The organism is Syntrophaceae bacterium (genome assembly GCA_013177825.1).
Lineage (GTDB): Bacteria > Desulfobacterota > Syntrophia > Syntrophales > PHBD01 > PHBD01.
The window spans coordinates 121224-135930 of the sequence record JABLXX010000005.1 but is presented as its reverse complement, the minus strand read 5'-3'; the positions used below and the strand labels follow the sequence as shown (position 1 = coordinate 135930).

Annotated in this window: 13 protein-coding genes; all 13 read left to right on the top strand. The window is 56.8% G+C overall.

The window, feature by feature from the left end:
* The first annotated feature begins 12 nt into the window (after nucleotides 1–12).
* The 13 genes from rpoB (at nucleotide 13) to rpsC (ending at nucleotide 14704) form a co-directional block, all read left to right on the top strand.
* Complete coding sequence (gene rpoB / locus HPY65_11635; protein ID NPU85130.1) at nucleotides 13–4104, top strand: DNA-directed RNA polymerase subunit beta; 4092 nt, start codon at nucleotides 13–15, stop codon at nucleotides 4102–4104.
* Nucleotides 4105–4145: 41 nt separating this feature from the next.
* The gene (rpoC, locus tag HPY65_11630; GenBank protein NPU85129.1) at nucleotides 4146–8354 is read left to right on the top strand and encodes a DNA-directed RNA polymerase subunit beta'; all 4209 of its coding nucleotides are present in this window, start codon (nucleotides 4146–4148) and stop codon (nucleotides 8352–8354) included.
* Nucleotides 8355–8417: 63 nt separating this feature from the next.
* Nucleotides 8418–8789: a 30S ribosomal protein S12 gene (locus tag HPY65_11625; GenBank protein NPU85128.1), complete on the top strand. Its 372-nt coding sequence runs from the start codon at nucleotides 8418–8420 to the stop codon at nucleotides 8787–8789.
* A gap of 15 nt (nucleotides 8790–8804) precedes the next feature.
* Complete coding sequence (gene rpsG / locus HPY65_11620) at nucleotides 8805–9278, top strand: 30S ribosomal protein S7 (GenBank protein NPU85127.1); 474 nt, start codon at nucleotides 8805–8807, stop codon at nucleotides 9276–9278.
* 109 nt (nucleotides 9279–9387) lie between these two features.
* Nucleotides 9388–10581 (top strand): elongation factor Tu, encoded by a 1194-nt coding sequence (tuf, locus tag HPY65_11615; GenBank protein NPU85126.1) that lies wholly within the window; start codon nucleotides 9388–9390, stop codon nucleotides 10579–10581.
* A 22-nt stretch (nucleotides 10582–10603) separates the two neighbouring features.
* Complete coding sequence (rpsJ, locus tag HPY65_11610) at nucleotides 10604–10912, top strand: 30S ribosomal protein S10 (protein NPU85125.1); 309 nt, start codon at nucleotides 10604–10606, stop codon at nucleotides 10910–10912.
* Nucleotides 10913–10970: 58 nt separating this feature from the next.
* Nucleotides 10971–11603 carry a 50S ribosomal protein L3 gene (gene rplC, locus HPY65_11605; protein ID NPU85124.1) on the top strand — a complete coding sequence of 211 codons (633 nt, stop codon included), beginning with the start codon at nucleotides 10971–10973 and terminating at the stop codon, nucleotides 11601–11603.
* 19 nt (nucleotides 11604–11622) lie between these two features.
* Nucleotides 11623–12246: a 50S ribosomal protein L4 gene (gene rplD, locus HPY65_11600; GenBank protein ID NPU85123.1), complete on the top strand. Its 624-nt coding sequence runs from the start codon at nucleotides 11623–11625 to the stop codon at nucleotides 12244–12246.
* Nucleotides 12246–12533 carry a 50S ribosomal protein L23 gene (rplW, locus tag HPY65_11595; protein NPU85122.1) on the top strand — a complete coding sequence of 96 codons (288 nt, stop codon included), beginning with the start codon at nucleotides 12246–12248 and terminating at the stop codon, nucleotides 12531–12533. The genes rplD and rplW overlap by 1 nt, the downstream gene beginning before the upstream one ends.
* Nucleotides 12534–12551: 18 nt before the next feature.
* The gene (gene rplB / locus HPY65_11590) at nucleotides 12552–13373 is read left to right on the top strand and encodes a 50S ribosomal protein L2 (GenBank protein NPU85121.1); all 822 of its coding nucleotides are present in this window, start codon (nucleotides 12552–12554) and stop codon (nucleotides 13371–13373) included.
* 6 nt (nucleotides 13374–13379) lie between these two features.
* Nucleotides 13380–13661 carry a 30S ribosomal protein S19 gene (gene rpsS / locus HPY65_11585; GenBank protein ID NPU85120.1) on the top strand — a complete coding sequence of 94 codons (282 nt, stop codon included), beginning with the start codon at nucleotides 13380–13382 and terminating at the stop codon, nucleotides 13659–13661.
* 40 nt (nucleotides 13662–13701) lie between these two features.
* Nucleotides 13702–14034 carry a 50S ribosomal protein L22 gene (gene rplV / locus HPY65_11580; GenBank protein NPU85119.1) on the top strand — a complete coding sequence of 111 codons (333 nt, stop codon included), beginning with the start codon at nucleotides 13702–13704 and terminating at the stop codon, nucleotides 14032–14034.
* A 19-nt stretch (nucleotides 14035–14053) separates the two neighbouring features.
* Nucleotides 14054–14704, top strand: a complete 651-nt coding sequence (gene rpsC / locus HPY65_11575; GenBank protein ID NPU85118.1) for a 30S ribosomal protein S3 — start codon at nucleotides 14054–14056, stop codon at nucleotides 14702–14704.
* The last annotated feature ends 3 nt before the right edge of the window (nucleotides 14705–14707 follow it).

The window sequence follows — 14707 nt, the reverse complement described above, 5'->3', positions numbered from 1 at the left end:
TGAAGGGGAATTATGGGAGCATTCAGAAAAAGTTTCGGCCGGATACAAAAGATCCTCGACATTCCGAATCTGATCGATATCCAGTTGCGGTCGTACGATAAATTCCTGCAATGGGATACAGAACCGGACAAGAGGAAAAATTACGGCCTTCAAGGCGCGTTCAGGAGTGTCTTTCCAATTTCCGACTTCAGCGGAAAATGCACACTTGAATTCGTAAGTTATAAAATCGGTCAAGCCCGTTATGACGTGAATGAGTGTGTCCAGAAGGGCATGACGTATGCGGCGCCCCTGAAGATCGTCGTCCAGCTCCGGGTGTTTGATGTGGACCGCAGCAGTGACAACCGGGCGATCCGGGATATCAAGGAGCAGGAGATCTACTTCGGGGAGATCCCCCTCATGACAAGGAACGGCACGTTCATTGTCAACGGGACGGAGCGCGTGATCGTCAGCCAGCTTCATCGTTCGCCGGGCATCTTCTTCGATCATGACAAGGGGAAGACGCTTGCCAGCGGAAAGCTGATCTATTCCGCGCGGCTCATTCCGATTCGCGGGTCCTGGCTCGACCTGGAGTTTGACTCCAAGGACATTCTTTATGTCCGCATCGATCGGCGCCGGAAAATGCCCGTCACCATCCTCCTGAAAGCCATGGGGAATTCGACGGAATTCCTCTTGAATTACTTTTACAGCGTGGAGAAGGTGCAACTGGACGCGGAGGGGCTGTTTGTCAATGTGGACGAATCCCTGATCGGGGAAAAGGTACTGGAGGATGTCAAGGACCCGAAAAGCGGGGATGTCCTTGTCAAACGGGGACGAAAGCTCAACAAGCAGCTGATCAGGAGGATGAGCGAAGCGGGAATCCAGAGGATTCCCGTCGAGGAAGCGGACATGATGGGCCGGATTCTGGCCTCGAACATTCTTGATCCCAAGTCGGGTGAAGTTCTACTGCGGTGTAACGAGGAATTGACCGGCCAGGGGCTGGAGGCGATTCGGGAGAAGGGCATCCCGGAAATTCGCCTGATTCACCTGGATGAAGACACGACGTCCGCGTCCATTCGGGATACCCTGATCATGGACCGCATTGACTCGGCCGAAGACGCGATCATCGAGATATACCGCAGACTGCGTCCCAGCAATCCGCCGACTCCCGAAACGGCTTTCAAATTCTTCCGCAGCCTCTTCTTCGAAGAAGAAACATACGATCTTTCGGACGTCGGCCGGGCAAAAATGAATTACAAGCTCGGCTTGGATGTCCCTACGGATGTCGCCGTTCTCCGGAACGAGGACATCCTGGCGGCTGTGAAATACCTGATCGACCTGAAAAACGGGGTTCAGGACCGGAGCGTTGACGACATCGATCACCTGGGAAACCGGCGCGTCCGTTCCGTGGGAGAGTTGATCGAGAACCAGTACCGCATTGGTCTTGTCCGGATGGAGCGGGCCATCAAGGAGAAAATGAGCCTCCAGGACATCGAGACCATGATGCCCCACGATCTCGTGAACGCCAAACCGGTTTCAGCCGTCGTGAACGAGTTCTTCGGCAGCAGCCAGTTGTCCCAGTTCATGGACCAGACGAATCCCCTCTCCGAAATCACGCACAAGCGCCGCCTGTCCGCTCTGGGGCCCGGCGGCCTGACGAGAGAGCGCGCAGGGTTCGAGGTGCGGGACGTTCACCCCACACATTACGGGCGGATCTGTCCCGTGGAAACGCCGGAAGGGCCGAACATCGGCCTCATTGTTTCGCTCAGCACCTATGCCCGGGTCAACGAGTTCGGCTTCATCGAGACGCCGTATCGCCTCGTGGATGATGGGAGAGTGCTGGAAGACGTGAAGTTTCTGACGGCCATCGAGGAAGAAAGCCGGATCATCGCCCCGTCCGACGTCAATCTGGACATGGAAGGCAACTTCCAGGACGACCTGATTTCCGCCCGGAAGGGTGGGAACTACATGGCGGTGGCCGCTTCCGACGTGACCATGATGGACGTCTCGCCCAATCAGCTGGTCAGCGTCGCTGCGGCCCTGATTCCGTTCCTGGAGCACGACGACGCGAACCGTGCCCTCATGGGGTCGAACATGCAGCGACAGGCGGTGCCGCTGATGCAGCCCGAAGTGCCCCTCGTGGGGACCGGCATGGAGTCTGTCGTCGCGCGGGACTCCGGTGCGGTCGTGGCGGCCCGCAGGGATGGAACGGTGGAAAGTGTTGACGCTTCCAGGATCGTCATCCGCTGCAGCGTCCATGATCAGGACGAAACGGATACGGGCGTCGATATCTACAATCTGACCAAATATCAGCGCTCCAACCAGGATACGTGCTTCAACCAGAAACCCATCGTCAATCCGGGAGACGAGGTCCGGGCGGGATACATTATCGCCGACGGTCCGGCCACGGACAACGGCGAGCTGGCTTTGGGCCGCAATGTGATGGTGGCCTTCATGTCCTGGGGTGGCTACAACTACGAGGATTCCATCCTGGTGAGCGAGCGAATCGTCAAGGAAGATGTCTACACCTCGATCCATATTGAGGAATTCGAGACGATGGCCCGGGATACGAAACTGGGAAAAGAAGAGATCACCCGGGACATCCCGAACGTCGGAGAAGATGCGCTGAAAAATTTGGACGACAGCGGGATCGTACGGATGGGCGTTTCGGTGAAACCCGGTGACATCCTGGTGGGCAAGATCACTCCCAAGGGAGAAACCCAGCTTTCCCCGGAAGAGAAGCTGCTTCGGGCCATTTTCGGAGAGAAGGCGAGCGACGTCCGCGACACTTCGTTGCGTGTGCCGCCGGGCGTGGAAGGGACCGTCATTGACGCCAAGATCTTTTCCCGAAAGGGAGCGGAGCGGGATTCCCGGTCCCAGTATATCGAGGAAGAGGCCGTGCGGGGGATCCTCAAGGACCGGGACGACGAGATCCGGATCATCACGGAGAATGTGAGAAGAAAGATCGCCTCCATGCTGGAGGGGAAAATCTCCGGGGCCAAGGTTGTCGATCCGAAGAAGAAAAAGATCGTTCTTAAGAAAGGGGATGCCATCACATCGGAATTCCTGGAGAATGCTTCTTTCAGCCTCTGGAAAGGGGTCACCCTGCCGGAAGACGAGGAAACGGAGCGCAAGATCAGCGTCCTCATGGCGAATCTGGATCGGAAGATCGATCTCGTTGAGGCGTATTTCGCTGAGAAGGTAGAGAGACTCAAGGCGGGAGACGAACTGCCGCCCGGTGTAATCAAAATGGTCAAGGTATATGTGGCCATCAAGCGGAAGCTGTCGGTCGGTGACAAGATGGCCGGACGACACGGCAACAAAGGCGTCCTCTCGCGTATCCTTCCGGAAGAAGACATGCCTTATTTCATCGACGGGACCCCGGTGGACATCATCCTGAATCCCCTTGGCGTTCCGTCCCGCATGAACGTGGGACAGATCCTGGAGACCCATCTGGGATGGGCGGCCAAGGGCCTGGGAGAGAAGATCCATGACCTTTGCCGGATCAAGACCCCGACCGATGAACTCAAGCGGGAAATGAAGACGATCTATTCCACTCCCGAGTTCGACCGTTTCGTCGACGGGGCCACCGACGAGGAGATCCTCCATTTTGCCGAGCGACTCCGCAAGGGGATTGCCGTCTCCACGCCAGTTTTTGACGGGGCCGAGGAAGTCCAGATCCGCGATATGCTCAAATCAGCCAACCTGCCTGAAAAGGGACAGACCCTGCTGTTCGATGGCCGCACCGGAGAACCCTTTGACCAGGAAGTCACGGTCGGCATGATCTATATGCTGAAACTTCACCATCTGGTTGACAACAAGATCCATGCCCGTTCCATCGGTCCCTATTCGCTGGTGACCCAGCAGCCATTGGGCGGGAAGGCTCAGTTCGGCGGCCAGCGTCTGGGGGAAATGGAAGTCTGGGCCATGGAGGCCTACGGCGCTTCCTACTCGCTGCAGGAGTTCTTGACGGTCAAGTCCGACGACGTAGCCGGCCGGACCCGGATCTATGAGGCGATCGTGAAGGGCGAGCATACGCTGGAACCGGGGCTCCCCGAATCGTTCAACGTCCTCGTGAAGGAGTTGCAGAGTCTCTGCCTCGACGTGGATCTTATCGAGGAAGAGTGACGGGGAACGCCCCCAACAGGCAAACGGAGGAATAGTAATCCGTGGAAGACGTGTTCAGCTATTTCGAAAAACCGAAGGATCCCATCCGCTTCAGCGCGATCCGGATGCGCATCGCCTCGCCCGAAAAAATACTTTCGTGGTCCAAGGGAGAGGTGAAGAAGCCGGAGACGATCAATTATCGGACTTTCAAACCGGAACGGGACGGCCTGTTCTGTGCCAAGATCTTCGGTCCCGTGAAGGATTATGAGTGCCTGTGCGGCCGTTACAAGCGCATGAAGCATCGTGGCGTCGTCTGTGAGAAGTGCGGCGTCGAAGTCATTCAATCGAAGGTTCGCCGGGAACGCATGGGGCATATCACCCTGGCGACACCCGTGGCGCATATCTGGTTTCTGAAGAGCCTGCCCAGCCGGATTGGAAACATTCTGGACCTGACGCTCAAGGAACTGGAAAAAGTTCTTTATTTCGAATCGTGGATCGTTCTGGAACCGAAGAATACCCCCCTCAAGAGAAAAGAGCTTCTAGACGAGGAGGAGTTTTTCCGGAAGCGCGAGGAATACGGAGCGGACTCCTTCGTCGCGGGAATCGGCGCGGAGGCGGTCCGGAAACTCCTGGAGGAGATTGATCTGGAGCAGCTTTACGAGGAACTCCGGGATGAACTGAAGACCTCCGTCTCCGACACGAAGAAAAAGAAACTCATCAAGCGGCTGAAGGTTGTGGAGGCCCTCCGCAAATCGGCGAACCGGCCGGAATGGATGGTCCTGACCGTTCTGCCGGTCATTCCGCCGGACCTGCGGCCCCTGGTACCGCTCGATGGCGGTCGGTTCGCAACATCCGACCTGAACGATCTGTACCGCCGTGTCATCAACCGGAATAACCGGCTGAAGCGGCTCCAGGAGCTCAACGCCCCGGAAATCATCATCCGCAACGAAAAGCGGATGCTGCAGGAGGCCGTGGACGTGCTGTTCGACAACGGCCGGCGGGGCAGGGCGATCACAGGGACGAACAAACGGCCGCTCCGTTCCCTCTCGGACATGCTCAAGGGGAAGCAGGGGCGGTTTCGTCAGAATCTCCTTGGGAAGCGAGTCGATTATTCGGGACGCTCGGTCATTACCGTCGGGCCGGATCTGAGACTTCACCAGTGCGGGTTGCCCAAGAAAATGGCCCTTGAGCTGTTCAAGCCCTTTGTTTACAACCGGCTCATGGATCGGGGGTATGTAACCACCGTCAAGAGCGCCAAGAAGATGGTGGAGCGGGAATCCGCCGAGGTCTGGGATGCCCTGGACGAAGTGGTGCGGGAATATCCCGTCATGCTGAACCGTGCTCCCACCCTGCACCGGCTGGGTATCCAGGCGTTCGAGCCCGTCCTCATTGAGGGCAAGGCCATTCAGCTGCACCCCCTCGTCTGCACGGCGTTCAACGCCGACTTCGACGGGGACCAGATGGCCGTCCACGTTCCACTCTCCATCGAGGCCCAGACGGAAGCCCGGGTCCTCATGATGTCGACGAACAACATCCTCTCGCCGGCCAACGGCAAGCCCATCATCATTCCCAGCCAGGACATCGTTCTGGGGATCTATTACCTGACCCGGGACCGGTCCGGGATCAAAGGAGAGGGAATGACCTTCTCCGGACCGGAGGAAGTGCGCTGCGCCCTCGATTCAGGTGAAGTGGACCTTCAGGCAAAGATCCGGGTGCGCCTGGAAGGCGTGCTGAAGGAAACGACCGCAGGGCGCATGCTCCTTTTCGAGATCATTCCCAAGGAAATTCCCTTCGATCTCGTCAATAAGGTCATGAACAAGAAGGAGCTGGCGAACCTGATCGACCATTGCTACCGCAATCTGGGCGACAAGACGACGGTTCTCCTGGCGGATCGTCTGAAAGACCTGGGATTCAAGTACGCGACCAGTTCGGGATGTTCGATCGCTATCCACAACATGGTGATCCCGGCCAATAAGCGGGAGATCGTGGCGAAGGCGGACAAGGAAGTCCTCAAGATCCAGAAGCAGTACATGGATGGCTTGATCACGGACGGAGAACGCTACAACAAGGTCATCGACATCTGGGCGCAGGCAACGGAACGGGTTGCCTTGGAGATGATGGGCGGGATCGAAAAAGAAATTCTGGACGGCAAGGAGGGAGCCAGGAAAAAGTCGGAAAGTTTCAACCCGATCTACATGATGGCCGATTCCGGTGCCCGGGGAAGCGCTGTCCAGATCCGGCAGCTGGCCGGAATGCGCGGCCTCATGGCCAAACCCTCCGGGGAAATCCTCGAGACTCCGATCACGGCCAATTTCCGGGAGGGTCTGACGGTTCTCCAGTACTTCATTTCCACCCACGGTGCCCGGAAGGGGCTCGCCGACACGGCCCTCAAAACGGCCAACTCCGGTTATCTTACCCGAAGGCTCGTGGACGTTGCCCAGGACTGCATCATTACAGAGACGGACTGCGGAACCATCGACGGCATCTTCGTTTCCGCTCTGATGGAAGGCGGCGAGATCATCGAGACCGCCGGAGAACGCGTCCTCGGCAGAGTAACGCTGGAAGAAGTCAAAGATCCCTTCACCGGTGAAGTAATCATCCCGGCCAATCAGGAGATCGATGAAGCTCTGGCCGAGAAGATCGACAATGTGGGGATCGAGAGGGTCAATATCCGTTCCGTTCTGACCTGCAAATCCGTTTATGGGGTTTGCGCCATGTGCTACGGCCGGGATCTCGCCCACGGTCATCTGGCGAACATCGGGGAAGCGGTGGGTATCATCGCCGCTCAGTCCATCGGTGAACCGGGGACGCAGTTGACCATGCGGACCTTCCATATCGGTGGAACGGCCAAATTTGAGGAGCACTCGACGCTGGAGGCCCGGCATGACGGGACGATCCGGTTTGAAGGTCTCCACGTGGTGGATCCGGACCAGGGAGAAATCGATGAGAAGGTCCGGCGTTCGGACTTGGTGGTCATGAACCGGAACGGGGAGATCCATGTCGTGGACGACCAGGGGAGGGCCCGTGGCCGCTATCCTGTGCCTTATGGAGCACACCTCAAGATCCGGGAGGGCCAGAAGGTCTTCGGGCCCGGTAAGGATCCCAAGACCGGGCAGGAAAAGCAGTCGACTCTGATTGCCGAATGGGATCCCTTCTCGATTCCGATTCTTTCCGAAGTGGAGGGAACGGTTAAATTCGGCGACATCATCGAAGGGAAGACCATGCAGGAACAGGTTGACGAGGTAACCGGCCTGTCCCGGAAGGTGATCGTCGAATTCAAGGGCATGGATCTGAGGCCCCGCATTTCCATCAAGGACAAGAAAGGCAAAACAGCCAAGGTGCCAGGCACAACTGCCGTTGCGCGCCACCTCCTTTCCGTTGGAGCGAACATCGTCGTCACCGAGGGAGACGTTGTACGGGCCGGCGATATTCTCGCGAAAATTCCGCGGGAGACCACCAAGACCAAGGACATCACGGGCGGTCTTCCCCGGGTTGCGGAGCTCTTCGAGGCACGCAAGCCGAAGGAATATGCCGTCATCAGTGAAATCGACGGAGTTGTGGTCTATGGAAAGGATGCCAAGGGGAAGCGCAAGGTGGTCATCACTCCCGATATCGGGGAGGAGAAGGAGTACCTGATCCCGAAAGGCAAGCATGTCAGCGTGCAGGAGGGAGACCGGATCAAGGCCGGGGAAGCCCTCATGGACGGGGTTCAGAACCCTCACGATCTCCTGACCATCAAGGGAGAGAAGGAGCTGGCCCGTTATCTGGTGGATGAAGTACAGGAAGTGTACCGTCTCCAGGGAGTCAAGATCAACGACAAGCACATGGAAATCATTGTGCGCCAGATGCTCCGGCGGGTCCGGATCAATGATCCGGGAGATACGACGTTTATCGCGGACGAGCAGGTGGAACGGTTCCGGTTCCAGGAGGAAAACGCCAGGGTTCTGGCGGAGGGCGGCCGTCCGGCTACCGGAGAGGCCCTGCTCCTGGGAATCACCAAGGCCTCGCTGTCCACGCAGAGCTTCATCTCTGCGGCATCCTTCCAGGAAACAACGCGTGTGCTTACAGAGGCGGCCCTGGCAGGGAAAATCGATTATCTGAGGGGACTCAAGGAAAACGTGATTATGGGTAGGCTGATCCCGGCGGGAACGGGGCTTGGAATTTACCGGAGGCTCGGGATCAAGACAGCGGAAGAGCTTCCCGAGGCTGAAAATCCGGACGGAGAAGCCGCGGGAGAGGAGAAAGTGCTTGACAGCGAGGTCGTCAATTGATATTGAGGCGATCTTTTTGAACGGCCCGCAAATCCAGGGTCAACAACCATTCGAGAGGGAAGCATGCCGACGATTAACCAGCTGATCCGGAAGGGAAGGACCGAGCTGAAAAGAAAATCGAATTCGCCCGCTCTTGCCGGTTCCCCCCAAAGAAGGGGAGTGTGCGTCCGGGTTTACACCACGACGCCGAAGAAGCCGAATTCAGCGCTTCGCAAAGTGGCGAGGGTTCGCCTGACGGGCGGCTATGAAGTGACGTCCTACATTCCCGGCGTCGGTCACAACCTTCAGGAGCATTCGGTTGTTCTTGTTCGGGGGGGGAGGGTCAAGGATCTTCCCGGTGTCCGCTATCACATTGTCCGGGGTACCCTTGATGCGGTCGGTGTACAGGACCGCAGGCAGGGAAGATCGAAGTACGGATCCAAGAAACCCAGTTAATACGGGGACCGTTCCATGCCGAGAAGAAGAGAAGTGACCAAGAGAGAGATCCTGCCGGACCCGAAGTTTCACAACCGGCTGGTGGCAAAGTTCGTCAACAGCCTGATGAAGCGGGGCAAGAAAAGTACGGCGGAGTCCATTCTCTACGGAGCATTCGACATTATTGAAAAGCGTATCAAAGACGCTCCTCCGGTTGAGGTTTTCGAAAAGGCCGTCAATAACGTGAAGCCCATGATCGAAGTGAAGTCGAGAAGAGTCGGCGGCTCCACGTATCAGGTTCCGACTGAAGTGCCAGCGAATCGACGCCTCGCCCTGGGCATCCGCTGGCTGATCGCCAATGCCAGGGGCCGCGCCGAGAAAACCATGCGCGAGAAACTGGCGGCGGAGTTGATCGACGCGGCAAACAACCGCGGCGCCGCCATCAAGAAGCGGGAAGCGGTCCATAAGATGGCCGAAGCCAACAAGGCCTTTGCCCATTACCGTTTTTGAAATCATGGATTAATGCGGGTGGGCCGAGAGGCGTGACGGAAAGAACGACAATCAAGGGGCTTACAGGAAAACAAATCGAACCATTCAGAGCATAAGGAGGTACAGCGAGATGGCAAAGAAGAAATTCGAAAGGACCAAACCGCACGTCAATGTCGGTACCATTGGACACGTTGACCACGGCAAGACGACCCTCACCGCGGCGATGACGAAGCACCTCGCGCGGAAGGGATTCGCTGAATTTCGGCCCTTTGATTCCATCGACAATGCCCCTGAGGAAAAGGAACGGGGAGTGACCATCAATGTCGCCCACGTGGAATACGAAACGGCAAAGCGGCATTATGCCCATGTCGACTGCCCCGGCCACGCGGACTACATCAAGAACATGATTTCCGGTGCTGCCCACATGGATGGTGCCATTCTCGTTGTGGCCGCCTCCGACGGTCCGATGCCCCAGACACGGGAGCACATCCTTCTGGCACGGCAAGTGCGGGTCCCCTGCATCGTTGTGTATCTGAACAAGGTTGACCTCGTGGACGACCCTGAACTGCTGGATCTCGTGGAACTGGAGTTGAGGGAGCTTCTCTCCAACTATGAGTTCCCTGGAGACGATATCCCTATCATTCGCGGATCGGCCCTGAAGGCTCTGGAATCGGATGACGTCGATTCCGAGGACGTGAAGTCGATCTGGGAGCTGATGGATGCAGTCGACAATTACATTCCGGAACCGACACGGGACACGGACAAGCCCTTCCTGATGCCCATCGGGGATGTCTTCTCCATCTCGGGACGCGGGACCGTTGTTACGGGCCGTGTTGATCGCGGGATCATCCGTACCGGCGAAGAAGTCGAGATCGTTGGGATCCGTCCGACCTTCAAAACCGTCTGCACCGGTGTGGAAATGTTTCGCAAGACCCTGGACGAGGGGCGCGCGGGAGACGACATCGGTGTTCTTCTCAGGGGTACGAAGCGCGAGGATGTGGAAAGAGGCCAGGTCGTGGCGAAGCCCAATTCGATCACGCCGCACACCAAGTTCAACGCAGCCGTGTACGTTCTGACAAAGGAAGAGGGTGGAAGGCACACGCCTTTCTTCAGCGGGTATCGTCCCCAGTTCTATTTCCGTACCACCGACGTGACCGGCGTTGCCACCCTGCCGGAAGGCGTGGAGATGGTCATGCCCGGGGATAACATCAATATTGAAGTTCAACTGATCACACCCATCGCCATGGAAGAGCAGCTTCGTTTTGCCATCAGGGAAGGCGGAAGAACGGTTGGCGCCGGCGTAGTGAGCAAGATCATCGAATAGATGAAGGGTTATTGAGCGGCACATGAAAGATCAGAAAATTCGCATTCGGTTGAAGGCGTACGATTACAAGCTGCTTGACCGATCCGTCGGAGATATTGTGGAGACTGCAAAGAGGACGGGTGCCCGCGTGGCCGGTCCGATTCCTCTTCCCACGGACATCCACAAATTCTGCGTCAACCGGTCCCCCCATGTGGACAAGAAATCACGGGAGCAGTTTGAGATCCGAACGCACAAACGGCTCATCGACATCATCGAGCCGACCCAGTCCACGGTGGATGCTCTCATGAAGCTGGATTTATCCGCCGGAGTGGACGTGGAGATCAAACTGTAACAGTCCGGGGCGGCGAACGGACGTTCGCTTGTTCCGGCAGCGGAAGACTGGGATGGACATGAGTGCAGGACTGATTGGTAAAAAGCTGGGGATGACCCAGATTTTCTCGGAGGATGGCGTTGCCGTTCCGGTGACGGTCATCGAGGTAACGCCGTCTGTGGTCATTCAGAAGAAGACCATAGAGAAGGACGGCTATGAGGCCGTTCAGTTGGGCTTTGACCGGGTGAAACAGAGCCGTCTGACGAAACCGCTGCAGGGGCACTTCCGGGCGGCAGACCGCGGATACTTCAGGGTCCTCAGGGAGTTCAGGGCATTTCCGGAGCCCTGCGAGATCGGTCAGGAACTGAAAGTGGATCTTTTTGCCGCCGGCGATTATGTTGATATCGTGGGAGTGACGAAAGGCAAAGGGTTCGCCGGCGTCATCAAACGCCACGGATTCGGCGGCGGGAGGGCAACCCACGGATCCATGTTTCACCGGGCTCCAGGGTCCATCGGCGCCAGTGCGGATCCATCCCGTGTCTTCAAAGGGACGCGTCTTCCCGGCCGGATGGGGGGCATTCATAAGACTGTCCTGAACCTCACGGTAGTTGCGGTGCGACCGGACAAGAATCTTTTGCTTGTAAAGGGGCCGGTCCCTGGAAGCCGGAAGGGTTATATCCTGATAAAAAAATCGAAAAAATTGGCGAGTTAGCCGGTTCCGGGGTGAAACCATGCCGCTGGTGAATGTGTACGATATAGATTTCAAGAAGGTCTCGGAGCTTGAGTTGAATGACGCTGTTTTCGGTGCGGATGTCAACGAGGCTCTTCTTCATGATGTGGTGAGGATGCAGATGGCCGCCCGTCGCAGCGGTACGGCGTCGACCAAGGAGCGGAGCGATGTCCATGGAAGCAGCCGCAAGCTTTGGCGCCAGAAGGGCACGGGGCGAGCCCGCGTGGGAAATATTCGCTCCCCTATATGGAGGAAAGGTGGCGTCGTTTTCGGTCCCCACCCGCGGGATTATTCCTTCAAGATGCCCAAGAAGATGCGCCGAGCCGCTCTTCGGTCAGCTCTGAGCCTGAAAATCCGAGAAGAAAAGATTATCGTTCTGAATGATTTTCCTCTGGGGGAGATCAAGACGAAAAAGTTCCAGGCGGTCGTTGACCGTCTCGGTCTGAAGACGGCCCTGTTTGTCCTGGATCAGGCCAATGTGGTCCTTGAGAAGTCATCCCGGAATATCCCGGAGATCAAGATGATCCGTTCGGAAGGTCTGAACGTGTACGATATCCTGAAGTACCAGCATGTGGTTCTGCTGGAGCCTTCCGTTAAGAAGATAGAGGGGGCGCTGCTTTCATAATGGAACACTATGAAATCGTCAAGAAGGCCATCCTGACGGAGAAGAGCACCGTCGCAAAGGAAGAGGCCAACAAGTATGTTTTTGAAGTGGATCCGAGGGCAAACAAGATCGAGATCACCCAGGCCATCGAGAAATTGTTCAAGGTGAAGGTTCTGAACGTAAATGTCCTGAATATCGAGGGAAAACGCAAGCGCACGGGAAAAATCCTGGGCCGGCGGAAATCCTGGAAGAAGGCGGTTGTTACTCTGGCCCCGGGCAGTCGCATCGAACTGTACGAAGGGGTGTAAGGGGAGAGGAACGGAAGCATGGGAATCGTCAAATACAAACCCACATCACCCGGGAGGAGGTTCCAGACCTGCTCGGATTTTCGGGAAATCACTTCTTCGGATCCGGATAAGTCTCTCCTGAAACCGCTACCCAGGACAGGGGGAAGGAACAACAAAGGGCGGATGACAAGCCGGAATGTCGGCGGTCGCCATAAGAGGCGCTATCGGCTGGTCGATTTCCGAAGGGATAAAACGGATATTCCCGCGAAGGTGGCAACCATCGAATATGATCCGAACCGCTCCTCGCGAATAGCCCTTCTGAAGTATGTCGATGGAGAGAAGCGATACATTCTCGCCCCCGATAAACTTCAGGTGGGAGACACGGTCGTCAGCAGCGAGAAAGCGGACGTCAAGCCGGGCAACTCCGTTATCCTGAAAAACATTCCTCTGGGTTCCCTGATCCACAATATCGAGTTGAAGATCGGTCGGGGTGGGCAACTCATCCGCTCCGCAGGCACGTACGGTCAGTTGATGGCAAAAGAAGGAGGGTATGCGCAGGTGCGTCTCCCCTCTGGGGAAGTCAGAAAAATCAGACTCGAGTGCAGGGCAACCATAGGGCAGGTTGGGAATACGGATCACGAGAACATCAGTATCGGCAAGGCAGGCCGTTCCCGATGGGCTGGCCGACGTCCGCACACACGAGGAGTGGTGATGAATCCAATCGATCATCCCATGGGTGGCGGCGAAGGAAAGTCTTCCGGAGGGCGACATCCCTGTACCCCTTGGGGCATTCCGACGAAGGGGCACAAGACGAGAAAAAACAAGCGATCTGATAAGTACATCGTCAAGAAAAGGGGTTAGCGAGCGGTGGCACGTTCAATCAAGAAAGGTCCCTACGTCGAAGAAAGCCTGATCCGTAAGGTTCGGCAAGTTGAAGCTTCGGCAAGCAAGGCGGTCATCAAAACATGGTCGCGCCGGTCCACGATCACGCCCGAGTTTATCGGCCAGACATTCGCCGTCCACAACGGGAAGAAATTCATTCCTGTTTTCGTGACGGAGAACATGGTGGGGCACAAGCTGGGTGAGTTTGCTCCGAGCCGGACATTCTTCAACCACGCCGGGGACCGGAAATCGAAAGTGAAGAAGTGAACGTCGCCGGTCGAGGCCGGTTGTCGGGAGTGATCGATACATGGAAACGAAGGCATCTGCGAAATACGTTCGAATATCGCCGCAAAAAGCGCGGCTGGTGGTTGATCTGATCCGCGGCAAGAACGTGGAAGACGCGCGGAACATCCTGAAGTTTGCACGGAAAAACGCCGCCGGCATGGTCGACAAGGTTCTCAAGTCAGCATTCGCGAATGCCAAGCAGAACCCGAACATCGACGAGAACGTCCTGTACGTGAAGAAAATCTTCGTGGATCAGGGACCTTCCCTGAAACGATGGCGGGCGAGAGCCCAGGGCAGGGCGGCCGGAATCAAAAAGCGGATGAGCCATATAACTGTCGTCCTGGACGAGCGATAAAGAGCAAGGAGGTGACCCGTTGGGGCAGAAGGTAAACCCGATCGGCTTCAGGCTGGGGGGAATCAAGACATGGCGCTCGCAGTGGTATGCCGACAAGAATTATCATGACCTCCTTCACGAGGATATCCGGATCCGGAGCTTCCTGAAGAAGAAACTCTATCAGGCCGGCGTGTCGAGGATCGAGATTGAACGCGCAGCCAGCAAGGCCAAGGTAAATATTTTTGCAGCCCGTCCCGGTATCATCATCGGCAAGAAGGGCGCGGAAGTAGAGAAGCTCAAAAAGGATTTGCAGCAGCTGTCCAAGAGCGAAGTGATCGTAAACATTCTGGAAGTTCGTAAGCCGGAAGTGGATGCGCAGCTCGTGGCGGAAAATATCGCCCTCCAACTTGAGCGTCGTGTTGCATTCCGTCGGGCCATGAAAAAGTGCGTAACCGGGGCTCTCAAGTTTGGAGCGAAAGGCATTCGCGTCATGTGCGCCGGACGGCTCGGGGGAGCGGAAATGGCTCGTTCCGAGTGGTACCGGGAAGGAAGGGTTCCCCTGCATACACTGCGGGCCGATATTGACTGGGGCTTTGCCGAAGCACGTACGGCCTATGGACAGATCGGTGTGAAGGTCTTGATTTTTAACGGAGAAGTATTGCCGGGAAAGAAAGAACAGCCAAAGGCATAGGGG